This window comes from Flavobacterium luminosum (assembly GCF_023635005.1).
GTDB lineage: Bacteria > Bacteroidota > Bacteroidia > Flavobacteriales > Flavobacteriaceae > Flavobacterium > Flavobacterium luminosum.
The window spans coordinates 165,721-189,095 of sequence record NZ_JAMLJM010000002.1 but is presented as its reverse complement, the minus strand read 5'-3'; the positions used below and the strand labels follow the sequence as shown (position 1 = coordinate 189,095).

At 32.4% G+C, this 23,375-nt stretch carries 23 protein-coding genes; 12 read left to right on the top strand and 11 right to left on the bottom strand.

What is annotated here, in order from left to right; all coding sequences use genetic code 11:
• Window positions 1–4: 4 nt before the first annotated feature.
• The gene (locus tag NAT50_RS04035) at window positions 5–697 is read left to right on the top strand and encodes a LytR/AlgR family response regulator transcription factor (protein ID WP_250591739.1); all 693 of its coding nucleotides are present in this window, start codon (window positions 5–7) and stop codon (window positions 695–697) included.
• Here NAT50_RS04035 and priA read toward each other — a convergent pair.
• The 4 genes from priA to nadC are packed head-to-tail and all read right to left on the bottom strand — an operon-like array spanning window position 694 to window position 5,393.
• On the bottom strand, window positions 694–3,144 hold the full coding sequence (gene priA, locus NAT50_RS04030; RefSeq protein ID WP_250591737.1) for a replication restart helicase PriA: 2,451 nt from the start codon (window positions 3,142–3,144) through the stop codon (window positions 694–696). The two genes, NAT50_RS04035 and priA, sit on opposite strands and share 4 nt — an antisense overlap.
• Window positions 3,145–3,567, bottom strand: coding sequence for a DUF2147 domain-containing protein (locus tag NAT50_RS04025; RefSeq protein ID WP_250591734.1), 423 nt, complete (start codon window positions 3,565–3,567; stop codon window positions 3,145–3,147).
• A gap of 23 nt (window positions 3,568–3,590) precedes the next feature.
• Window positions 3,591–4,535, bottom strand: a complete 945-nt coding sequence (locus NAT50_RS04020; protein WP_250591732.1) for a YihY/virulence factor BrkB family protein — start codon at window positions 4,533–4,535, stop codon at window positions 3,591–3,593.
• On the bottom strand, window positions 4,536–5,393 hold the full coding sequence (gene nadC, locus NAT50_RS04015) for a carboxylating nicotinate-nucleotide diphosphorylase (RefSeq protein ID WP_250591730.1): 858 nt from the start codon (window positions 5,391–5,393) through the stop codon (window positions 4,536–4,538).
• A gap of 119 nt (window positions 5,394–5,512) precedes the next feature.
• Between nadC and rlmH the strand changes: the two genes are divergently transcribed.
• From rlmH to NAT50_RS04000, 3 genes are read left to right on the top strand one after another with little or no spacing between them, the layout of a single operon-like run.
• Entirely contained in the window at window positions 5,513–5,986 is a 474-nt protein-coding gene (gene rlmH / locus NAT50_RS04010; protein WP_250591729.1) for a 23S rRNA (pseudouridine(1915)-N(3))-methyltransferase RlmH, read from the top strand.
• Window positions 5,987–6,883 (top strand): glycosyltransferase family 2 protein, encoded by an 897-nt coding sequence (locus tag NAT50_RS04005; RefSeq protein ID WP_250591728.1) that lies wholly within the window; start codon window positions 5,987–5,989, stop codon window positions 6,881–6,883.
• Window positions 6,884–7,819 carry a glycosyltransferase family 2 protein gene (locus tag NAT50_RS04000; protein WP_250591727.1) on the top strand — a complete coding sequence of 312 codons (936 nt, stop codon included), beginning with the start codon at window positions 6,884–6,886 and terminating at the stop codon, window positions 7,817–7,819.
• Here the strand turns inward: NAT50_RS04000 and NAT50_RS03995 are convergent.
• Entirely contained in the window at window positions 7,816–8,211 is a 396-nt protein-coding gene (locus NAT50_RS03995) for a sugar 3,4-ketoisomerase (protein ID WP_250591726.1), read from the bottom strand. The two genes, NAT50_RS04000 and NAT50_RS03995, sit on opposite strands and share 4 nt — an antisense overlap.
• Before the next feature lies 1 nt (window position 8,212).
• Entirely contained in the window at window positions 8,213–9,307 is a 1,095-nt protein-coding gene (locus NAT50_RS03990; protein WP_250591725.1) for a glycosyltransferase, read from the bottom strand.
• Window positions 9,308–9,352: 45 nt separating this feature from the next.
• Here NAT50_RS03990 and NAT50_RS03985 point away from each other — a divergent pair, with 45 nt between their 5' ends.
• Window positions 9,353–10,288: a glycosyltransferase gene (locus NAT50_RS03985; RefSeq protein WP_250591724.1), complete on the top strand. Its 936-nt coding sequence runs from the start codon at window positions 9,353–9,355 to the stop codon at window positions 10,286–10,288.
• Here the strand turns inward: NAT50_RS03985 and NAT50_RS03980 are convergent.
• The 5 genes from NAT50_RS03980 to NAT50_RS03960 form a co-directional block, all read right to left on the bottom strand.
• Entirely contained in the window at window positions 10,227–11,438 is a 1,212-nt protein-coding gene (locus tag NAT50_RS03980; protein WP_250591723.1) for an O-antigen translocase, read from the bottom strand. The genes NAT50_RS03985 and NAT50_RS03980 overlap by 62 nt on opposite strands.
• Window positions 11,439–11,504: 66 nt before the next feature.
• Window positions 11,505–12,497 (bottom strand): glycosyltransferase family 2 protein, encoded by a 993-nt coding sequence (locus NAT50_RS03975; protein WP_250591722.1) that lies wholly within the window; start codon window positions 12,495–12,497, stop codon window positions 11,505–11,507.
• On the bottom strand, window positions 12,497–13,576 hold the full coding sequence (locus NAT50_RS03970; RefSeq protein ID WP_250591721.1) for a DegT/DnrJ/EryC1/StrS family aminotransferase: 1,080 nt from the start codon (window positions 13,574–13,576) through the stop codon (window positions 12,497–12,499). Before NAT50_RS03970 ends, NAT50_RS03975 begins: the two co-directional genes overlap by 1 nt.
• Entirely contained in the window at window positions 13,573–14,523 is a 951-nt protein-coding gene (locus NAT50_RS03965) for a FemAB family protein (RefSeq protein ID WP_250591720.1), read from the bottom strand. Before NAT50_RS03965 ends, NAT50_RS03970 begins: the two co-directional genes overlap by 4 nt.
• 4 nt (window positions 14,524–14,527) lie before the next feature.
• Window positions 14,528–15,271 (bottom strand): RDD family protein, encoded by a 744-nt coding sequence (locus NAT50_RS03960; protein ID WP_250591719.1) that lies wholly within the window; start codon window positions 15,269–15,271, stop codon window positions 14,528–14,530.
• Between the two features lie 20 nt (window positions 15,272–15,291).
• Here NAT50_RS03960 and NAT50_RS03955 point away from each other — a divergent pair, with 20 nt between their 5' ends.
• The 7 genes from NAT50_RS03955 (at window position 15,292) to NAT50_RS03925 (ending at window position 23,165) form a co-directional block, all read left to right on the top strand.
• Window positions 15,292–16,278 (top strand): stage II sporulation protein M, encoded by a 987-nt coding sequence (locus NAT50_RS03955; RefSeq protein ID WP_250591718.1) that lies wholly within the window; start codon window positions 15,292–15,294, stop codon window positions 16,276–16,278.
• Window positions 16,279–16,290: 12 nt separating this feature from the next.
• A complete protein-coding gene (locus NAT50_RS03950; RefSeq protein WP_250591717.1) occupies window positions 16,291–17,022 on the top strand; it encodes a DUF4129 domain-containing protein in 732 nt (243 codons plus the stop codon).
• On the top strand, window positions 17,019–18,224 hold the full coding sequence (locus NAT50_RS03945) for a DUF4350 domain-containing protein (protein ID WP_250591716.1): 1,206 nt from the start codon (window positions 17,019–17,021) through the stop codon (window positions 18,222–18,224). Before NAT50_RS03950 ends, NAT50_RS03945 begins: the two co-directional genes overlap by 4 nt.
• A 4-nt stretch (window positions 18,225–18,228) precedes the next feature.
• Window positions 18,229–19,221 carry an AAA family ATPase gene (locus NAT50_RS03940; protein ID WP_250591715.1) on the top strand — a complete coding sequence of 331 codons (993 nt, stop codon included), beginning with the start codon at window positions 18,229–18,231 and terminating at the stop codon, window positions 19,219–19,221.
• A gap of 43 nt (window positions 19,222–19,264) precedes the next feature.
• Window positions 19,265–20,596: a DUF58 domain-containing protein gene (locus tag NAT50_RS03935; protein ID WP_250591714.1), complete on the top strand. Its 1,332-nt coding sequence runs from the start codon at window positions 19,265–19,267 to the stop codon at window positions 20,594–20,596.
• A gap of 97 nt (window positions 20,597–20,693) precedes the next feature.
• On the top strand, window positions 20,694–21,485 hold the full coding sequence (locus tag NAT50_RS03930) for a TrmH family RNA methyltransferase (protein ID WP_250591713.1): 792 nt from the start codon (window positions 20,694–20,696) through the stop codon (window positions 21,483–21,485).
• A gap of 174 nt (window positions 21,486–21,659) precedes the next feature.
• The gene (locus NAT50_RS03925; RefSeq protein WP_250591712.1) at window positions 21,660–23,165 is read left to right on the top strand and encodes a serine hydrolase; all 1,506 of its coding nucleotides are present in this window, start codon (window positions 21,660–21,662) and stop codon (window positions 23,163–23,165) included.
• The last annotated feature ends 210 nt before the right edge of the window (window positions 23,166–23,375 follow it).

Here is a 23,375-nt window from a genome sequence, read left to right as displayed (position 1 = left end):
ACCTATGAAGTTGAACTGTATTGTAGTTGATGACAGCTCTATCCAAAGAATTTTGGTTACAAAATTAGTGGATGCGCACCCTAATTTAAATTTAGTCGGCGAATTTTCTAACGCAGTAGAGACTAAAAATTGTTTGGCTAACAAGCAAGTTGATTTGTTATTTCTTGACATAGAGATGCCCGTTATTAATGGATTCAATTTGTTGGACGGTTTAAAAGAAAAACCTCAGATTATTTTTATCACTGCCAAAGCAGAATATGCTGTAAAAGCTTTTGACTACGATGCAACTGATTATTTGCAAAAACCTATTACCAAAGAGCGTTTCAATGCAGCGATTAAACGCGCCATGGATTTACACCAACTTCGAAGAGAAAGTGTAGAAGAAGAAGGGGAGCACATTTTTATTAAAAGTAACCTGAAAAAACTTAAAATTTACACTTCTAAAATCAAATGGATTGAAGCTTACGGTGACTACGTTAAAATTGTAACCGAAGACGACAGCCACTTGGTTCTTTCTACAATGAAATCTTTTGAAAAAGATCTTTCTAAAGATAAATTTATTCGGGTGCACAAATCCTTCATTATCAATATCGATAAGATTGAAAAATTCAACAGTAAGTTTGCTGAAATTGGGGTAACCAAAATTCCTTTGAGCCGAAACAAGAAAGAAGATTTGGTAAAAGCACTTGAATCTTAATAAAAATCAACGTTTACCGAAACTTTAACAGCTTTGTATTGAGAAATAGCCTCAAAGCTGTTGAGTACTTTTCGAATAGCTTTCTTGGTATTACCCAAATGTTTTTCTTGCGGAATCTTAATAAGAATCGTGCGAATATATTCGTTTCTGATTTTACTTACCGGCGGCTCTTCCGGACCAAGAATAGGAATATCAAATTGTTGCTTGAAGACCTGATACAGCCACATAGAACTCTCTTTGAGCTTATCGAAATCCTTGTGTTTCAACGTCAGTTTTATTAACTTAAAATAGGGCGGATATTTATAAATATGTCTTTCGTAAAGTTGCTCTTTATACATACCGATATAATCATGGTGAGTTACTTGCTGTATTGTATTATGAATCGGATTGTAAGTCTGTATGACTACTTTTCCTTTTTTTTCTGATCGCCCTGCCCTACCCGATACTTGAGTCATCATTTGATAACTACGTTCGAAGGCTCTAAAATCAGGAAAATACAACATAGAATCGGCATTTAGAATTCCCACCAAAGAAACATTATCGAAATCGAGTCCTTTGGCCAACATTTGAGTTCCCACCAAAATATCTATTTCTCTGTTTTTAAAACTATCAATCAACCTCTCAAAAGCATATTTCCCACGAGTAGTATCTTGATCCATTCGTTTGATGTTTTTGGTTGGAAACAAGGAACTCAATTCCATTTCAATCTGCTCGGTTCCAAATCCTTTCGAAGTAAGGTCTATGCTGGAGCAAGCGTGGCAAGCATTAGGTTTAGCCATACTATAGCCACAGTAATGACATCGCAACTGATTTTTAAACTTATGATAGGTTAAACTGACATCACAATGAGGACATTGCGGAACATGTCCACACGTTAAACATTCGATTACCGGAGAATAACCTCGACGATTTTGAAACAAAATAATTTGTTCTCCATTATACAAAGCTTCGGTGATCGCATCGATTAAAAATTGACTAAAATGGCCTGTCATTTTTTTTCGAAAGTAATTGTCTTTTAGGTCCACTAAATGAATTTCAGGCAATACGGCATTACCAAAACGTTCACTTAATTCGACTAGAGCATACTTGCCAATTTGTGCATTATAATAACTTTCGATACTTGGTGTTGCTGACCCTAACAAAACTTTAGCATCGTGAAACTTAGCCAATACAATTGCCGCATCTCGGGCATGATATCTTGGAGCGGGATCTACTTGTTTAAAAGTCTGTTCGTGTTCTTCGTCGACTATAATTAAACCTAAATCTTGAAAAGGTAAAAATAAAGCCGATCGAGCCCCAATTACTATCTGCGCTTTCTCTGAAGAATGTAAGACTTGACCCCAAACCTCTACTCTCTCGTTATTTGTATATTTAGAATGAAAAACAGCTACTTTATTTCCAAAATGTTGAGTTAGTCTTGAAACCAATTGTGTTGTTAATGCTATTTCTGGCAATAAATACAGAATCTGTTTCCCTTGTAATAAGTAACTTTCTATTAATTTAATGTACACTTCTGTCTTACCTGAAGCTGTAACTCCATGCAGCAAGCATACCTCTTTATTGTCGAACCCTTGTTGTATTTTTTGTAAGGCTTCAGATTGAGGCAGACTTAAATTAATTTGACTTTCTTCAACCTCATCAAAAGAAACTCGGTCTTGTTGAATGTAGTATTCTTCAAAAATTTCTTTATCGATTAATGCTTTGATAACCGTCGTGCTTATTCCTGAAGATTCTGATAATTCTTTTACGGAAATAGGCTTTTTCAGAGTCGCTTTCAATTGAAAATAACTCAACACTACTTCTTTTTGCTTCTGAGCACTTTTCAGTAGCAACAGAAGTGATTCTAACTTATTGGCCTCATTAAATTCAGGATACAAACGAACATAGCGCACCAATTTTGGTTTATATTGGTCCACCATTTCTTCCTGAAGCGTGATTACCCCTTTATTTAACAATTGGTGTACAATTGGAAGCACCTTCTTTTTGTTAAGAATAGACGTTACTTCTGTAATTTTTAAAGAACTTTGTTGTTGTAAAGCTTCAACCACCAGATACTCTTCATCTGTGAGGTTATCTGTTATTATTTCTTCATTTCGATTCGCCGAAATAATGGTTTCACTTTCTAATAATAAGGCTGTAGGCAAAGCCGTTCTGTAAACTTCGCCGATACAACACATATAATAGGTAGCAATCCATTCCCAATGTTTGAGTTGGATTTGTGTCACTACTGGAAAAGCATCAATAATTTGATGAATTTCTTTTGCTTCGTATAAAGTTGGAGGATTATAATTTTTTTGTTGAACTAATCCGGTATAGAATTTACTTTTCCCAAACGGCACTGCCACACGAGAGCCTATTTTTATGTAATCAAATTCAGCTTCTGAAACTTTATACGTAAAAGTCTGCGGAAGTGCAATGGGTAAAATAACTTCTATAAAATATTCCATTTATCGAACTCTATTCCAATTTTGTGAACGACCAATTAATGAAATACCCATATAACCACGAACTAAGAGTTTATCCTTATTGTCTAATTTAATAAAACATTTGTATAGATTTCCTGTCTCTGGATCTAATATTTTACCGCCATTGTATTCATCACCATCTTTTGATAGTCCTTTGATAATCAACATGCCTAAAACTGGCTTATTTTTATCTGTTCCTTCGCATTTATCGCATTTTTTGTCGCGTTTTTCTGCGTCTAAAATCTCGATAACTTTGCCAAAAACTTTACCATTCGATTCGTAAACCTCTACAATCGATTTGGCTTTTCCTGTTTTATCGTCTATCGTTTTCCATTTGCCCAATACCGATTGTGCATTCATTTGAATACAACCCAAGAATAATAATAGTAACGCTGTTTTTTTCATATTTATAGTTTAAAGTTTAAAGTTTAAAGATGAGGGTCTTTTGTAGGATGAGTTTTTAATTTATTAATGGAAGCATCTAGTTCAAAACCAAGCAACAACACCATACAGTTAATCCACAGGTAGAACATTACTACCAAAAGTGTACCAATGGATCCATAAAGTTCGTTATATTTTGAAAATTTGACCACCCAAATTCCAAAAAAATAAGAAGATACCAAAATTAATATCGTGGTAAATACTGTACCTATTGTGATTAGTTTTCGTTTACTGGTTTGTTTTATTCCGTATTTGAATAATGTAGCCGTAGCCAAAAGAATCATTAAAACAACAAAAATATATCGTCCAAATTCTAATAATGAGATTTTTTCTGAAATTTTACTCGTTAAAACATCCTGAATAATAGTTTGCTGAATAACAATTTCAAGGACAATTATAGCGGAAACTGTCACGATTAAAATCAACACAAAAAACAACGAAATTAACAGCGCCACAAAATATTGACTCAGATATGTTCTTTTGTGAGTGATATGCAATGACGTTTCGAAGCCATTCATAACCGCATTAACACCATTAGTCATCAAGAATACAGATAATATAACCCCTCCAGACAATAAGCCAGAATGACTATTGTGCAAAATATCATTAATAATTTTTTCTATGGCAGCAAAAGTCGTGGGCGGTACATTATCTTTTACAAAATGTAAAAAATCTTGCTGAAATCCTTCAATAGGAATATATGGAATCAAGTTTAGAACAAATAATGCGAAAGGGAACAACGCCATAAAAAAACTAAAAGCAATAGCTGCCGCTCGATAACTTATTCCTCCTTTCAGAATTCCAACGAGGTAAAATTCGATTAAATCATACAAAGAAACCCCATGCAACCATGGCAATTTGATATTATCTAAGAGTATTATCAATTGCTTTACAAGGGGAATTTTGTCGAGTATTTTTCGAACTTCATTCATTTAAAAAGCCTTTAGACTAAGATCCATGTTGTAGATAGAATGTGTTAATGCTCCTGAAGAAATATAATTTACACCACATTCTGCATATTGACGAATCGTCTTTTCATTGATATTCCCCGATGATTCTGTTAGACATTTATCACCAATTAAAGCGACTGCCTTTTTAGTGTCTTCAAAGTTAAAATTATCGATAAGGATTCTATAGATTCCTTCAGATTCAAGAATTTCTTCTATTTCGGCCAAATTTCTTGCTTCTACAATGATTTTCAAATCTAAATTATGCTCTTCAAGATATTGCTTTGTCTTGTGGATTGCTTGTGTAATACCTCCAGCAAAATCAATATGATTGTCTTTAAGCATAATCATGTCATACAAGGCAAATCGATGATTTTCTCCTCCTCCAATTTTAACTGCCCATTTTTCGGCAGCGCGAAAACCAGGAGTGGTTTTACGAGTATCTAAAATTTTGGTATTTGTACCTTCCAAAAGCTTCACATAACCATAGGTTTTTGTTGCTATAGCACTCATTCGCTGCATAGAATTCAATACTAATCGTTCCGCTTTTAAAATAGATAGTGAACTTCCAAAAACATGAAAAACCACATCACCGTGTTGCACCGGAGTACCATCATGCATGAATGTTTCAACTTGCAATGTTGGATCTACATGACTAAATATCATTTTAGCAAACTCGACACCTGCAATTATTCCTTGGTCTTTTACCAAAAGTTTGGCTTTTCCCATGGCAGAATCTGGGATACAAGCCAAAGAACTATAATCGCCTGGTCCTATATCTTCTCTGATTCCGTTTTTTATAAGAGAAAGTAATTCTTCTTGAAATTGAGCTTCTGAAATCATACAGCATAATTTATATGGACTGCTAAAATAAGGAAAAAAGTGGATTTAGTTATTTCTTGCTTTATTATTTGACAAAGCTTTTCAAGTTTGTAACTTTGTCGTTTTGCAACTTACTAAAAATGAACATTAAACTATTGGCCATTGGCAAAACGGATAATAAAAATCTTCAGACATTGATTGATGATTACACAAAGCGTCTGTCTTTTTACATCAAATTTGATCTTGAAATCATTCCAGACATCAAAAATGTTAAAAATCTGAGTGAGTCACAGCAAAAAGAAAAAGAAGGCGAATTGATCTTATCCAAATTAACCAATACTGATCAGCTAATCCTTCTAGACGAAAATGGAAAAACCTTCTCTAGCATCAGTTTTAGCGAGGAATTGCAGAAAAAAATGAATTCAGGGGTTAAAACATTAGTGTTTGTTATTGGTGGACCTTACGGTTTTAGTGACGAAGTTTATAAAAAAGCCAATGGTAAAATTTCACTTTCCGCCATGACCTTTTCGCATCAAATGGTACGTTTGTTTTTTATTGAGCAATTGTATCGCGGATTTACTATCTTGCGTAACGAACCTTATCATCATCAGTAGATGTTATCTGTATTAATTCCAACTTATAACTACAACGCATTTCCTCTAGTAAAAGAAATTCATGAACAATGTGAAAAAGCCGAAATCAACTACGAAATAATCGTTTTGGATGATGGTTCTACTGAGGAAAATAGTTTAGAGGAAAACAGAAAAATCAATCTACTCTCTAAATCACTTTTTGAAGAAAACAAATGTAACATTGGACGTGCAGGTATAAGGAATTTACTGGCTAAAAAAGCGCGTTTTGAATGGTTATTATTTATGGATAGTGATACCTTTCCAAAAAATAAAAACTTTATAACGAATTACATAGTTAACATTACACGAAATAACTATTATGTCCATTTTGGCGGTATTTGTTATAAGAATGAACCACCAGAGCAAACGCAATTGTTACGTTGGAAATACGGAAAAAAGAGAGAAGAAATTTCTTTTAAAATTAGACTAAAAAACCCCTATAATACTGCACTGATTTCCAATATAATTATACATAAATCAATTTTAAACTCGATACCTTTTGATCAACGAATCATTGAATATGGTTATGAAGATTTAGTTTTTATAAAACAATTAAAAGCTAAAAACATCACCATTAATCAAATTAATAATCCAACCTATCATCTAAACTATGAAACTTCTAAGGTCTTTTTAAACAAAACCAAAAAAGCTTTAGATACACTAAAATATATTGATGAACATAAAATTTTAAACTCCCTCGAATCTAAAATCCAAAAAGCATATCGGTTAATTTCTCTATTGAAATTAAATCGTACGATATCATTTTTATTTATATCTTTTCAAACCAAGGCTGAAAAGAATCTTTTATCCTCTAATCCTCATTTACTTGTATTTGATTTATATAAATTAGGTTACTTTTGTTATATAAAGAATAAATAAATGCCATTTTTTTCAGTTATAATTCCGCTTTACAATAAAGAAAAATTCATCCGAAAAACTTTAACGAATGTTTTGAAACAATCGTTTCAGAATTTTGAAATTATTGTTGTAAATGATGGAAGTACAGATAACAGTCTTTTAGAAGTTGAACCGCTAAAGGATCCTCGTATAAAAATTTTCAATCAAGAGAACAAAGGAGCTGCTAGTGCTAGAAATTTTGGTGTAGAAGCAGCAACCGGTGAAGTAATAGCATTTCTTGATGCAGATGATCTTTGGTTGGAGAATCATTTGGAGGAGTTATACAATCTTTACAATGATTTTCCTGATTGTGGTCTATACTGTAGCAGATATTTGATTCAATTATCTGAAAAAAATATTTTTCAACCTAGTTTTTCTTATGCAATCGCGAATCAGTTTAGGGGAATTATTCCTGATTTTTTTGAGGCTAGTTTAGTATATCGTGTGGCATTAACTTCTGCACTTTGCATACCTAAAAAAATAATTCGTAATAACTCATTTAACACCAAGGTTTCTAGTGGTCAAGATTTAGAACTTTTTACCAAGATTGCAATAGAATATCCAGTTGCAATTACTAATATAATGACTGTTGAATATAATTTTTCTATTGAAAATCAATTATCTAAAACACCTATCATCAAAAAAACACTTCCGGATCTGAAACAATTTGATGAAAAAGAGAAAAAGAATAAATCCTTAAAACGATTTCTAGATAATTACAGAAAAGAATATGCTTTACATTATAAAATAGCAGGAGATTCTAAAACTTCACACGATTTCTATTCTACAATTCATCCTGAAAATATTTCTTTTAAATTTAAAGTTATTTATTTTTTGCCAAGAATTATACTAATCAATCTACTGCGCTTCAAACGGTTTTTAAATAAAAAAGGGTTGGAATTTACTATTTATAATTAGGTTGTAACGTATTTTAAAAAAACTTCATATTCTCTGATATAATCCTCTTCGTCAAATTCTCCAGAAGAAATCACCAAACAAACGGCTCCTGAGGAAAAATTGTCTAATTCTCTCCATGTTTTTGAACGAATCAACAAACCTTTGTCAGGCTTATTTAGTGTAATAGTTTTTTTATCGCTTCCGTCATCTAACAACACATCGAAACTACCTGAAAGCGCTATCATTAAAGCTTGCTGTTCTTTATGTGCATGTCCTCCTCGTTGGGCACTGCTAGGAACATCAAATAGATAATAAACCCTCTTTATTTCGAAAGGAATTGTATTTTTTTCAATAATCCCCAAGTTTCCTCTGTAATCTTCTACCTTGGGAATATCTATAATTTCAACATTCATATTATGCAATATTTTTATTAAAAAGTTCTATCCATTTATTGGCAATTACTTTAAAATCGAATTTTTCAACGGATTCTTTTGCTCTTTTTTTACATTTTTCTAAAAACTCTACATCATTTACCCCTCTTTCCATGGCTTTTTTTAGAGTTTCAAAATTTTGATCGCTAACTAATAGACCGTTTTCTTCATGAAGTATAATTTCATTGGGACCTGTAGGGCAATCAAATGAAATTACTGGGACACCAGAAGCCAACGATTCGATTAAAACCATTGGAAAACCTTCGTATTTACTTGATAATACCAAAAACTCAGATTGATGTATATAAGGATACGGATTTGAAATATGACCAACGAAATGAACATATTCTTCGTTACTAAACTTATGTTGCATCTCTGATTGTGTGATACCATCACCAATAATAAGTAAATGAATACCTTGATTTTTAAGATTCGATTCTAAATAAGCCTCAATCAGTTTATCGAATTGCTTGATGTTTTGTCTTTCAAATCTTCCAATCGAAATTATGAATTTAAAAGGAAGATCTACTTCTTGTTTTGATTTTTGTTGAATTTCGGCAATATCAATTCCATTATAAATTGTTACTATGTTTCTTAAAACATGAGTATTTCTTAATTTCTCTTCAATTCCTTTTGATGCGCAAACTATCGCATAATTCTTACTGTATATAAACTTTGTTAAAAATCGGTTTTTAAAAAAATAAGTATCAATTTTAGAGCTATGGACTCCAAAAATAATTTTTGCATTGTAAATCAATTTACAAATCAGTATTTCGGTTATAGGGTTCAATCTATAACGTAAGTCAATAATGTAATCGAACTTGTGTTTTCTGAGATAGAAAAAAAAGTAGGCATATTTTGATAATTTTGAAAAAGGATATTTTGCCACGTTCTTTTCAATATTCACCAACTTTCCATGGAAATCATATCCAATATCATCACTCAGAATAATAGTATGAACCTCAAAATTATTTTTCCCTAACATAAAGGACAAATTAGCTATTACTTTTTCGAGTCCACCATGACTTAAAGAATAGCCTACTAAAGCAATTTTACATTTTGTCCTTGTATTTACCACAAACAAATTATTAATTTGCAGCTAATATAACTACTAAATAAGTCTATGCAAAATTATCCGTTGGTTAGTGTCATTTGTTTATGCTATAATCATGGAAAATATGTCCTAGAGAGTCTCAATTCTGTCCTTAATCAGTCTTATCCTAATGTAGAACTCATTATTGGTGACGATGCTAGTACTGATAATTCGGTCACTGTTATTTCAGAATGGCTTAAAGATCATCCAACAATTCCGTTTGTTTTTAACCAAACTAACTTAGGCAATACGAAAACCTTTAACAAGCTTCTACAATTATCAAAAGGAGATTATATTATAGATCTGGCAGCTGACGATTTATTGCAAAAAGACTGTATATCAGAACTAATAAACACCTTTTATACTAGTTCTTATAAAAACCTTAAAATTGTTTACGGGAATGCTGAATTAATAAATGAGAAAGGACAACATTTAGGATTTTATTATAATCAGCCTGCACCATCTGGAGATTTATACGAATCAATCGTTGGTCAGTATAATAAAATCTGCACACCAGCATCAATGGTTAAAAGGAGTTTATTGGATGAACTGGGTGGCTACAACGAAAATTTGGCTTATGAAGATTTAGATCTTTGGATTAGAACTTCTAGAAAATATCCCATACAATATTTGGATAAAGTAGTTGTAAAAAAAAGAGAACTTGAAAACTCTTTAGGAAATTCCTTTTTTGCCAATAAAAAACGTTCTCATAAAATTAATACATCAACCTATCGGATTTTAAAGAATGTTTTTTCATTAAACAAATCTAAATCTGAACATCAAGCTTTATTAAGAAGAATTCACAGTCAGATAAAACTAACATTTGAATTGAAAGATTTTTCTCTTCTACTTAAATTAATATTACTCAAATTTCGAGTACATTTAAAATTAACAAATCTAATTTTTAGCGAAATATTTTTTTCCAGAAATAAACAATCAACATCAACGCATACAAAAAATAGTTAAGCGCATGAGCCATAACAGCTCCTTCTACGCCGTACAATTTGATTAAAATTAAACTACTGATTAATAAAATTGAAAAAGAGATAACTTCTGCAACAATAAACAACAAGGTCTTTTGTTTTACAAGAAAAATGATTCCTAAGATCCAGGAAATCGCCTTAAAGAAATCTCCAATAATCTGCCAAACAAAAAGTTCCTTCACCGGATAAAAATCAGACGTAAAAAGTATTCGGATAATTATGTCTTTTAATATAAAAGTCACTATCAATAATAAACTAAAAAGCGGTATTGCTGACTTATAATATTCCCAAATAACTTTTCTTTCCTCAGAGACAGAAGTTGCTCTTGCCAATCTCGGAAAATAGTAGATTGATACAAAATTGTGGAGAAACAAAAAATAATATGTAGATATGCGGAGCATTGCTTCTAGATACCCTGCTTCTTCCAATCCTGTGTTTTGTATTAACCAATTTCTTATAATTAAGGGTACAACAGACCCTAAAAGACCGGTCACGCAACCCATCAAAAAATAGTGCATTAAATTCTTAAAAATACCAAAATCAAAATCGAGTAAAGAACTTATTTTTAATAACTCTATTTTTCTAGAAACAAAATAATAATTAAAGAAAAAAAGAATTGATGGTATTAAAACAGAAGACAACAAAGCCCCCACTAATTCAAATTGATAGACTAAACCTATTGTTATTACTAAAGTAATTAGGTTCCCTATTATTCCTACTATAAGAGTATTTTTAACATTCCCTAAGCCTGTCAAAATAGAGTTAAGGAATAAGTTTCCTAGATACAAAGGAAGAACGAGAGCCAATAAAACAAATAAATAGGAAAATTCAACTTGACCATTTAGTATTTCCTGAAAAAAGAAACCTGAAAAAAGAAGAAGAATTGCACCAATTAAAACAGAATTTACACAAAGACAAACAAAAACAGTTGAAACAATTTTTTTTAATTTTTGTGTCTCTGTTCCCGCTTCTGCCACAAATTTTACAATCCCAGTATGCATTCCTAAAGTCCCTACCGTTTCAATAGAAGACATAAAATTTCTAAAATTCCCTAACAATCCCAACCCAACAGTACCAATGGTTAGTGCCAGAAATTTTGAGGTTAAAAAACCTGTTGCAAATCTTACAAACACACTCAAACCATTCAAAGAGAGAAGTTTGAAAAAATTAGATTTGATATTTTTCTTTAAAAATTCCAATTATTTTTTACAATGTTGATACAGACAAAAAATGAAGCCTACAAAATTATTTTTCACCGTCATAAAGAGGAGTTTTAACTTAAAACTAGCTTCTTGCTTAAAATCAAAATTAGTATTAATATTAATCAATTCTCTTTGAAAATCTTTTAAAAAATTATCGATTCTGATCTTTTCATCTTTAGAGTTAAAGTTAAATCTTCGAGACAAACATTTTAAAGCTAAAAAGTTGTAATTTAATCCAAATAGATATTCTAAAGCTATTCTTGAATCGAATTTATGATGGACTATTAAAAACCAAATTCTTTTGAATGTATTTAATCTGTAAAAGTTTTTTTCGGAAAAACTTTTAGTTATAGCTTTAGGATTGTCTTGTCTGTAGTAAAACACCGAATCACAAAAAGCAACTTTTTGACATTTCAAGAAAATTTTTCGAGTCATATATTCATCACTATCAAAAGCGTCTTCAGGAAAAATTTCTGATTCATATAATTTAGTTTTATATAACCCAAATCCGTGTATCTCCCATTTCAGCGATTTTAAAAAAGCATCCCTACCATTTAAGATAATATTTCTGTCGCCATTAACACCTCCTAATCTTTTGCCTTCCTTATTTTCAAAATAAAATACTGCATCACAGAGTACGCAGTCTGCATTTGTTTCTTTATGTCTAATGATCGCTTTCTCAAGCAAATCTTCAGAAAGTAAATCATCTTGAGATAAATAAAACAGAAAATTTCCTTTAATTTTTGGCAAAATATAGTTCCAAGAAATAGATGTCATTCCTCCATTTGGTTTTGAAAACACTTTGAACCGAGAATCTTTTTCGGCAAAATTGTTGACAATCGCTAGACTTTTATCCGTTGATGAATCATCTACCAATAAAACTTCAAAATTGCTATAACTCTGATTTAAAACAGATAAAAGAGTTCGTTCTAAATACTTTTCACCATTAAAAACAGGAATAAAAATCGTTACCAAAAATTGATTATCCATCAATAGTGATTTAAAACCTTAATAATGTGAGTTACTTCATCATTGTTTAGAACCGGACTCATCGGTAAACTTAAAACCTCATTATGAATTTGTTCTGTAATAGGAAATCTCAAATGATTCCATTCTTGTAACGCTTTTTGTTGATGAGGAGCGATAGGATAATGAATCAACGTTTGAATACCATTCTCGGATAAATATTTTTGTAGCTGATCTCTATTTTGAGTTCTAATAACAAAGAGATGAAACACATGTGAAGTACTAAAATCCCATTGCGGTAAGATGATTTTATCGTTAATAATTTCTCGAATATAACGTGCTGCTATCTTTCTTCTTTTATCGTTATCTTGATCCAGATCCGGCAATTTACAATTCAAAAAAGCCGCTTGTAGTTCGTCCAAACGAGAGTTGAATCCTATCGTTTCATTAAAGTATTTCTTTTCAGAGCCATAATTTCTGAGTTTAGAAATCACCTCCACCAATTGACTATCATTGCTAACTACAGCACCCCCATCACCTAATGCTCCAAGATTTTTTCCCGGATAAAAACTAAACGTTCGAGTATGGTCTCCTTCAAAAGGTAAACCGTGACCTTGAGCCGCATCTTCGACTACAATTAAATTATGTAATTTGGCAATCTCATTGATACGTTTCATTGCTGCCAACTGTCCATAAAGATGAACTACCAGAATCCCTTTGGTTTTGAAAGTTATTTTGGATTCTATCAGATCAGGATCGATAGTGTAAGTCTCTATTTTGGGCTCAACTAATATTGGAATCAATCCTGCATGAATAATTCCTAAAATCGAAGCGATATATGTATTGGCAGGAACCAGGATTTCATCTCCTTTTCTCAAAACTCCAATTTCTATGTATCCCAGAAAAGTAAGGGTAATTGCATCTAAGCCATTACCTATACCAACAGCATATTTGGAACCCGAATAATGAGCAAAATCTTCTTCAAATTTTCTCACTTCGTCACCTAGAACATACCAGCCTTTTTCTAAAACACTTTTCAGTTTTTCTTGAAAAGCATTTTCATATCGTTGGTTGATTTTTTGTAGATCTAAAAACGAAATCATAAGCTAATTTTATAATAATCTTGATTGTAAATACAACAACCTAATTCTTCTTTTTGTTTTAACAAACCAGCATTGTAGAACTTTCCTTCGTTTTCATTTACAATACCCATATCGAAAAATTTTTTGCCTTCGCTTTTAAACATTTCTATCAAATGCATAAAAAGATAATCCATAGCACGCAAATCTGCTCCCCTATCCGTTGTGGCTCCATACTGCGATTTTACCCCTTCATCAAACTCAAAAATAGTAATTCCTGCCAGGATATTTCGCCCTTCATAAATGGAGAACTGTCTTATTTTTTTAGGAAAAAACGCTTTTAACTTTTCTATTTCTGCAAGGGTATGAACCGGTTTCGCTTTGTGTCTTTGTTCAAGTCGTGGAATTAAAACTGCTTCCCAAAACGTTTTGAAAGAAGTTTCTTCTCGAATTACTAAGTCTAAACCGTCAAATTTCTTCAATTGCTTTACTTTTGATGGATGAATTTGATAAGGTCTTGAATAATCAATCATCAAATTCATGTCTCTTCTGTAAATTTCAGCACCACTTTGAAACAAAAAATAATCCAACCCAACATTTCCAATAGAACTATAAAAAGGAGGAAGGGATTTAACTACAAAGGTTCTAATAGAATTATTTTTTAAGAATTGTGAGATCGCATCCAAAATAGCTTTCAAAGCATGTCCCCCGATATTTCTCTTGAGCACTATCCCTCCGTAGGTTAATCCTTGATGGGAAAAAACCTCGTTTTCTACAATATTTGCGGGAACAATAGCGGTTAACTTTGACTGCGAGTCGAAAACTAACAACGAAAAGTCTTCAAATCTGTCCTGATGATATTCCATAAAATCTCGATGGAATAAAAAAGTACCGTTTTTAGACTGCGTAACCAATGTATTCCAAATAGTATAATCATCGGGTTGGTATTTTCGAACTGTATACGTTTTCAATAACTTACATGTTTTGAGTGTAATAATTATAATCCTTCAATATTGTTCTTATGAATTCTCGGTTACTTTCAGATTGTTTTCGGATTCCGGTAACTGTTTCGATCTTTTCCTTCAACTTGTTAATCAACTCAAAATCATCCTGCGCCAAAGCATTATTAAAAGTTTCCTTGATAATTCGCATATCATTATCCGAAAGTTTAATAACCAAAGGATACGTTGGCACATATTCGTTCCCGATTTCTTCCAGAATGGTATTGTTAATGGTAATCGAATTTTTTAAAGCAATTACTGCTGTTCCAGCAGCCATATCTCCCAATCGTTGTACTTTTTTACTAGTTGCCATAGCAATAATACCAACTAAAGCTAAAAAGCCATTTCCTTCAATAATTCTGAAAATCCATCTTATTAGATAATCTCCGAAACCAGCCTGATAACCATCTAATTTTACCACTTTGATTTTCAATAATTTTTTCCCAATAGTTTGTCCTTCGAAAATGGCTTCTAGAACTAGAGAATATACAAAAACCGGAAAAAAAAGCATAATTACTATCGCCATTCCAGACCAAGTATCGGTTTTATCCATGTAGTTGGAAAGACCTAAAAGATCGAAAAAAACATACAAAACAATTAGTACATAAGCAACCTTTACCAAAAGATCGATAAATCCAGCCAACATTCTGTCACCAAGAGAAGCAGCTCTGAAATTTATATTGACATTTTGTGTCGTATTTATTGTTAATTCTGACATAATTTATATTTTAGCAATCCATGAGAGAAGTTGCTTTTATAAAACAAAATAAAGGAAAATGGCTTGAACTTGAACAAGCAATTTTGGGTAAATCTATAAAAAATCCTGATGAAATCGCTAATTTGTACATTCAAATAGTGAATGATTTATCTTACGCACAAACTTATTACCCTAAAAGTAAGACGGTTGTGTACCTAAATTATTTGGCTTCACAAATATTTCAAAAAATTTATAGAACCAAAAGAACAGAGAGCAACAGAATACTTCACTTTTTTAAAACAGAAGTCCCTTTATTGGTTTTTCAGTACCGAAGATATCTAGTCTATGCATTTATTTTGTTTTTCGCAACTGTAGGCATGGGAGTGGTTTCGGCCAAATACGACAGTGATTTTGTTCGATTGATTTTAGGAGATCAATATGTAAACCAAACCTTAGAGAACATCAAACAAGGGAATCCGGTAGCTATTTACAAATCGGGAAGTAATTGGGGAAGTTTTGTAGGGATTACTTTTAACAATTTGAAAGTAGGCATGATGTGTTACATTTATGGCATTTTTGGTGGTATTGGTACTTTTTATATTTTCCTGCAAAATTGTATTATGCTCGGTTCCTTTCAATACTTTTTTTACGAGCAAGGGGTGTTTTGGGAAAGTGTCCGAGGGATTTGGATTCATGGTTCTATGGAAGTTTTTGCCATTGTCATAGAAACCGCAGCCGGTTTTATTTTAGGAGCTTCTATCTTATTTCCGAAAACTTTTTCTAGAATGAATTCTTTTAAAATAGGTTTCAAAGATAGTTTCAAGATTTTCTTAAGTACTTTCCCGTTTACGATTTCCGCAGGTTTCTTGGAAGGTTTCATCACTCGCTACTCTATCGATATGCCTATTTGGTTGAGTAGTTTTATCATCTTATCTACTTTAGCTGCTATTTCGTACTACTACTTAATTTATCCTTTCAAAGTACAAAAAAAGACTACTGTAAACCCTATCCAACCTTTTAATCCATAAACAAATCTAAAAGTGTATAAATTTCTACTTTTCTTTTTATTCACCCTTTCGTTAAGTTATGCCAAAGAAAACACTTTGAACGTAGCTATAGCCGCTGTGGATAAGGATTCGGATATAGAGCCACGACATTTTGAAGCTGACTTTAAAGCCAAATACAAAGACAAAAGTTTCATTTACGAATACAAAGCTCCCGAAAAAACTGCTTCGGACAAATTTAAAGAGGCAATTGCAGAATTTCTGAACGATTTATTTGGCTCGACCAGCAAATCCATTTCAGGAAAAACAGTAGAAACAATTCTGAAAATTATTGCCGGACTCATTATCCTGTTTGTGATTTATTTGATCGTGAAAGCCATAATGAATCGAGAAGGGAAATGGATTTTTGGACGAAGTAATGACAAAAAAATCATCGATTATAACGATGTAGAACAAAATATTCACATCGTTAATTTCCAACAATTAATTCAAGAAGCGCTATCACAAGGAAACAAACGATTAGCCATTCGTTATTATTATTTGTGGTTATTGAAGAAAATGACAGACAAAAACATCATCGAATGGGATATTGAAAAAACGAATTCGGATTACAGCTACGAAATACGAAATGAAAAACTAAAAGAAGATTTCAGCTATCTTTCCTATTTGTACAACTATATTTGGTATGGAGAATTTGAACTAACCGATGATGCTTTCGATAAAACTAAAAAAGCATTCGAAACTACATTTCAATCTTTAGTAAAATGAACAGGAATATTATCATCTACATAATTTTGCTAGTATTGCTGATTGCTGGGATTAGCTTCATAGGCTCTACTCAACCAAAACCAATTGATTGGACTCCTTCGTATAAAACTGGGGATAAGATACCTTTTGGCTTGTATGTCTTAGATCAAGAAATTGATACTTTCCTGAAAGACACGAAAATCGAAAAAATACATCAAACTCCCTATGAATTCTTCAATACTACGTATACCTATGATTCTATAAACCCGGGGTATACCAAAAATGGCACTTTTTTATATATCGATGAGTTTTCAAATTTAGATGTAGAGTCCGTTAATGAACTATTATATTATGTATCCCACGGAAACAAAGCCTTTATTAGTGCTAAAGATTTCCCGAGAAACCTTTTGGATAGTTTAAATATTAATCAAATTTCCGAATACAATCAAAAAGGAACCATTTACAACTCTGTGGTTAATCCTGAATTAGGCACTAAAGAATACAAAATCGTAGAAGGAGTCACAAATGGTTATTTTAACAAAATAGATCCTGAAAGCACCACCATTTTAGGTCATATTCGCCAAGATACAGCTCAAGCCAATTTTGTAAAAGTAAAATATTACAACGGTGAAATTTATCTGCACAATCAACCAGCGGCTTTCACTAATTTTCATCTCTTAAAAGACAATCATTATGAGTATGCCGAAAAAGTGTTGTCTTATCTACCCAAAGAACCTGTCTATTGGTACACGGGCCAACAAGAGGACAGTGAAGCTTCGGAATCTCCGTTACGTTTTATTTTAAGTCAACCGGCTTTGAAATGGGCTTGGTATATTTTTCTATTGGGAATGTTGCTTTTCATGATTTTTAACGCCAAACGCAAACAGAGAATTGTTCCAATTATTAAACCATTGCCTAATACTACAATCGATTTTGTCAAAACTATTGGAAACTTATACCATCAAGAAAGTGATTTCGACAATATTATTCAGAAAAAAATCATTTATTTCTTAGAAAAAATCAGAAATGAATATTTAATAGACACCACAAAACTGGACGATCATTTCATTAAAAGATTACACCAAAAATCAGGAAAAGACATTCAAGTTATTGAAAAAGCCGTATTCTTGATTAATGCTTACCGAAAAAGTCCGCACACGAATATTGAAACCGATTTAATTCAAATATCAAACGCAATAGAAAACGTTTTACATAAAGACTAAAATTATGGAAGAAAACACCGCTCAAGAAGTAAATTTTGAATCTCGCATCAATTTAAATCCACTTCTGGAAAACATAAACAACATTAAAAAAGAAATCTCAAGTGTTATTGTAGGTCAAGAAAAAATGATTGATCAACTCTTAGTCGCAATATTGTCTAATGGTCACGTTTTACTTGAAGGTGTACCAGGAGTAGCTAAAACTATTACAGCCAAATTAATTGCTAAAACCTTGAATATCGATTTCAGTCGTATTCAATTCACTCCCGATTTAATGCCTTCGGATATTTTAGGTACTTCGGTATTTGATTTGAAAAAATCGGAATTCGAATTCAAAAAAGGTCCTATTTTTTCTAATCTAATTTTAATCGATGAAATTAACCGCGCTCCTGCCAAAACGCAAGCTGCCTTGTTTGAAGTAATGGAAGAACGCCAAATTACTATCGATGGAAATCAATTTGCCTTAAGTGCTCCATTTCTAGTAATTGCAACACAAAACCCTGTAGAACAAGAAGGAACTTATCGTTTGCCGGAAGCTCAATTAGACCGATTTTTATTCAAAATCGTAATCGATTACCCGAAATTAGAAGAAGAAATTGCAATTATTCAAAAAGAACATTCTTTACAGAATAACAATAAACTAGAAAACATCCAATCGATTTTAACAGCAAACGATATTCTGCAATTCCAAACATTGGTAAAACAAGTTATTGTAGAACCTCATCTGATAGAATACATTGCAAAAATTGTAACCAACACCCGCGAAAATGGTTTCATTTATCTTGGAGCCTCTCCGCGAGCTTCTATAGCCATTTTAAATGCAGCCAAAGGTTTTGCAGCCATAAAAGGACGTGATTTCGTTACACCGGAAGATATCAAAGAAGCTACTATACCGGTACTTCAACACCGTATCATTGTAACTCCGGAACGAGAAATGGAAGGTATTACGAGTACGCAAGTAATTAAGCAAATTATAGATTCTGTTGAAATTCCGAGATAATTTAAGACGTATTAAAACCGATAAAAACTTAAATACCTAAAACTTGAAATTCTTCAAACAACTCTATATCAATAATTTTTTCTTCTACTGCCTCATTGGTATCGTAGCCTTGTTTTGTTTGGCATTTATTTTTCCGCTACTCTATGACATGGTTTGGAATCTGGTTTTAATTTTAATAGCCTTTCTGTTTCTAGATATCCTGATCATTTTCTTTGCCAAAACAGGTATCGAAGCTACTAGGGTGCTTCCTGAAAAGTTATCAAACGGGGACGAAAATACGATTAGAATCGAGATTAAAAATTATTTTACATTTCCCATTTGGGTCAAAATCATCGATGAGATTCCATTCCAATTTCAAATTAGAAATTTTGAAATTCATCGAAAAATAAAAGCTTCTTCGGAAGTTAGTCTAAACTACGATTTACGTCCCACAGAACGTGGTGAATACCATTTTGGAAATTTGAATATTTATGTGTCTTCCCCACTCCGACTGATTTCGAAACGATTTATTTTCGATAACGGGAAAAAAGTGCCTACTTATCCTTCCTATGTTCAATTGCGAAAATATGATTTGATGGCTTTTTCCAATACATTACACCAACAAGGATTAAAAAAAATTCGACGAATTGGCCACACCATGGAGTTTGAGCAAATTAAAGAATATGTTCAAGGTGATGATATCAGAACACTAAATTGGAAAGCCACCGCCAAGAGAAATTCATTAATGGTTAACCAATATCAGGATGAAAAATCACAATCGGTTTACATGATCATAGACAAAGGACGTGTCATGAAAATGCCTTTTAATGGTTTAAGTTTATTGGATTATGCTATCAATTCGGCATTGGTATTATCAAACATCATACTTAAAAAACAAGACAAAGCCGGTCTACTGAGTTTTTCTAAAAAAGTAGAAAACAGAGTCATCGCCGAAAGACGCTCTGGACAAATGCAGCAAATTTTAGAATCGTTATACAACATTAAAACCGATTTCTTTGAAAGTGATTACAGTCGATTGTATGTAGATATCAAAAAAAATATCACCCATCGCAGTCTGATTATTTTGTATACTAATTTTGAAACTTTAGACAACTTAAACCGTCAACTTCCTTATTTAAAAGGGATTGCAAAAAACCATTTATTGGTAGTTGTATTCTTTCATAATACAGAATTAAATCAGTTTGTCGATAAAAAAACTGAAACTCTACAGGAAATCTATGATAAAGTTATTGCTGAGAAATTCATTTTCGAAAAACGTTTGATTGTAAATGAATTAAAAAAATACGGAATCTATACGGTACTAACTCAACCCGAAAATTTAACGCTAGATACCATCAATAAATATTTAGAGATTAAAGCTCGAGGAATTTTATAGCAGAATACTTTCGAATAGTAACGATGAAATAAATTCTGAATTTTCACTTCTTTTCGGATTAATTTTGAATAATTTTGACCCTTAAGATTATCGATTCATGAAACAAATCACTTCGGCACAAAATCCTTACATCAAATCGCTGGTTTTATTACAGGAAAAATCGAAAGAACGCAAAAAAACAGGTACTTTTTTAATTGAAGGAGTACGAGAAATAGAACTAGCCCAAAAAGGAGGCTACGAAATAGAAACGATACTCTTTTTACCGGAAATTATTTCCGAAAAACAACTCCATCAGTTTAGCAATACGTCGATTCAATTCATAGAAATCTCGAAAGAAGTTTATCAGAAATTAGCTTACAGAGATACAACTGAAGGAATTTTGGCCGTAACTCGATCTAAATCTTTTGCGCTTTCAGCATTGCAATTACCTGAAAATCCTCTGATTTTAATCGCCGAAGCTCCTGAAAAACCTGGAAATATTGGTGCTATGCTTCGTACGGCCGATGCCGCTAATCTTGATGCGGTCCTAATTGCAAATCCAAAAACAGACATGTTCAATCCCAACATTGTACGCTCCAGTGTTGGTTGCTTGTTTACGAATCAAATTGCTACAGGAACTACAGAAGAAATCATAGCTTTTTTAAAAGAAAAACGCATTAATTTTTACGCTGCAACTTTACAAAATTCAACCAGCTATCATTTGATCGATTATACCCAACCTACCGCATTAGTGGTTGGCACCGAAGCTACTGGATTAAGTCAGGAATGGCGTGATCATGCCACCCAAAACATAATTATTCCCATGCAAGGTGAAATTGACAGTATGAATGTTTCGGTAGCGGCAGCCATCTTAATATTTGAAGCAAAAAGACAACGAAATTTCAAATAAAGTGTAATAGAATAATTTTTAGAGTATAGAATTAAAAAACATTGAAGTAATTATTCTCATTTTATTCTCTCATTCCTTTTTACGATTGAATTATAATTTCTCGTTAATTCCTAATAAAAGTGAGGAAAATGAATTATATTCGAACATCCAACCAGCAATAAAAAATCAAATACAATGAAAAAAATATTCATCTTTGCTATAAGTTTTATCAGTTTTAGTAGTTGGGCACAAATCACATCAGAACAAATAGACGAGCTAGCCACTAAAACTTTAAAAGCTTTTAATGTACCCGGAATCGCTGTAGCGGTTGTAAAAGACGGCAAAGTAGTTCATGCCAAAGGATATGGCGTTCGTTCCTTAAAAACCAAACAACCCGTAGACGAAAATACACTTTTCGGTATTGCTTCAAACAGTAAAGCTTTTACGTGTACAGCCTTGGCCATGTTAGTCGATGAGGGAAAAATAAAATGGGATGACAAAGTGGTTCAATACCTACCCAATTTTAAAATGTATGACCCTTATGTAACCAAAGAATTTACTATCCGAGACTTAGTGACTCACCGTAGTGGATTAGGCTTAGGTTCAGGAGATTTAATGTTATGGCCTGATGGAACCAACTTCACTCCTTCTGAATTGGTACAAAATCTACAATTTCTGAAACCTACAACGAGTTTCCGAAACAATTTCGAATACAACAATGTTCTTTATGTAACAGCCAGTGAAGTAATTGCTAAAGTGAGTGGAATATCATGGGCCGATTTTGTACAAGAACGTATCATGAATCCTGTAGGAATGACCAATAGCGTGAGTTATGTTGGAAATTTGAAACCTGATGCTAATGTGATTGATCCACATGTTCCAACGGAAGGAAAATTAGTAATTATTCCAAGGTATAATAATCACATTTTTGATGGTGCTGCAGGAATTTACAGTAGTGTTAATGACATGAGCAAATGGGCGCTTTTCCAATTAAATGGAGGAAAATTAAACGATAACAAAACACTACTTTCAGAAAATCAGTTTAAAGAACTTACGCAATTGCAAACAATTATTCCAAGTAATACCAAACCTCCGTACAACACTCATTTTAGTGGTTATGGTTTAGGTTGGTTCTTGAGCGATGTTAAAGGCTACAAACAAATATCTCATACCGGAGGTTTAGAAGGAAACGTGACTCAATTTACTTTAATCCCTGAAATCAAACTAGGAATCATCGTATTTACGAATCAACAATCTGGAGCCGCTTTTTCTGCAATCACCAATACAATAAAAGACAGTTATCTAAATGTTGAAACTAAAGATTACGTTAAATTATTTAGTGAACGAGAAACGGAAAGCTTCCAGAAAAATGAAAAACACTTAGCTGAAATCTGGAGTCAAGCCAAAGAAAAATTTTCGTTTCCTTATCTTGGAAACTACAAAGACAATTGGTTTGGAGATATTGAACTCTATCAAGAAAAAGGCAAATATTATTTTAAAGCCAACCGTTCTAAAAATTTAAAAGGGCAAATATTCAGTTTTAAAGACAATACTTTCCTTGTTAAATGGGATAATCGTACGTTAACTGCCGATGCTTACATGACTTTTGAAAATAACGGAGAAAAAATGACAATGAAAGCCATTTCTGAAATGACTGATTTCAGTTACGATTTTCACGATTTAGAATTCCATAAAAAATAAAAATACTCAGGGAGCTTTAAGGCTCCCTTTTTTTGTATTTTCAATACTCTCAAAAATCATAAACAAAGGCTTTTGATTCCGAACTTACCTCCAAAAAAAACATTCTCCCAAAAAATAGATTATAGTGACTAAAAAACACTGTAATTCCTCTCAAATCGTTTTGAAATGTTTCAAAAAGTCATTAATTTTAGAAACTAGAAGTATAATGAC

Coding starts and splice junctions, on each gene's coding strand:
- priA (WP_250591737.1), bottom strand. CDS start 3,144: ATGGAATATTTTATAGAAGTTATTTTACCCATTGCACTTCCGCAGACT.
- NAT50_RS04035 (WP_250591739.1), top strand. CDS start 5: ATGAAGTTGAACTGTATTGTAGTTGATGACAGCTCTATCCAAAGAATT.
- NAT50_RS03960 (WP_250591719.1), bottom strand. CDS start 15,271: ATGTCAGAATTAACAATAAATACGACACAAAATGTCAATATAAATTTC.
- NAT50_RS03955 (WP_250591718.1), top strand. CDS start 15,292: ATGAGAGAAGTTGCTTTTATAAAACAAAATAAAGGAAAATGGCTTGAA.
- NAT50_RS03995 (WP_250591726.1), bottom strand. CDS start 8,211: ATGAATGTTGAAATTATAGATATTCCCAAGGTAGAAGATTACAGAGGA.
- NAT50_RS03945 (WP_250591716.1), top strand. CDS start 17,019: ATGAACAGGAATATTATCATCTACATAATTTTGCTAGTATTGCTGATT.
- NAT50_RS03930 (WP_250591713.1), top strand. CDS start 20,694: ATGAAACAAATCACTTCGGCACAAAATCCTTACATCAAATCGCTGGTT.
- NAT50_RS03940 (WP_250591715.1), top strand. CDS start 18,229: ATGGAAGAAAACACCGCTCAAGAAGTAAATTTTGAATCTCGCATCAAT.
- NAT50_RS03925 (WP_250591712.1), top strand. CDS start 21,660: ATGAAAAAAATATTCATCTTTGCTATAAGTTTTATCAGTTTTAGTAGT.
- NAT50_RS04005 (WP_250591728.1), top strand. CDS start 5,987: ATGTTATCTGTATTAATTCCAACTTATAACTACAACGCATTTCCTCTA.
- NAT50_RS03975 (WP_250591722.1), bottom strand. CDS start 12,497: ATGGATAATCAATTTTTGGTAACGATTTTTATTCCTGTTTTTAATGGT.
- NAT50_RS04020 (WP_250591732.1), bottom strand. CDS start 4,535: ATGAATGAAGTTCGAAAAATACTCGACAAAATTCCCCTTGTAAAGCAA.
- NAT50_RS04000 (WP_250591727.1), top strand. CDS start 6,884: ATGCCATTTTTTTCAGTTATAATTCCGCTTTACAATAAAGAAAAATTC.
- nadC (WP_250591730.1), bottom strand. CDS start 5,393: ATGATTTCAGAAGCTCAATTTCAAGAAGAATTACTTTCTCTTATAAAA.
- rlmH (WP_250591729.1), top strand. CDS start 5,513: ATGAACATTAAACTATTGGCCATTGGCAAAACGGATAATAAAAATCTT.
- NAT50_RS04025 (WP_250591734.1), bottom strand. CDS start 3,567: ATGAAAAAAACAGCGTTACTATTATTATTCTTGGGTTGTATTCAAATG.
- NAT50_RS03985 (WP_250591724.1), top strand. CDS start 9,353: ATGCAAAATTATCCGTTGGTTAGTGTCATTTGTTTATGCTATAATCAT.
- NAT50_RS03970 (WP_250591721.1), bottom strand. CDS start 13,576: ATGATTTCGTTTTTAGATCTACAAAAAATCAACCAACGATATGAAAAT.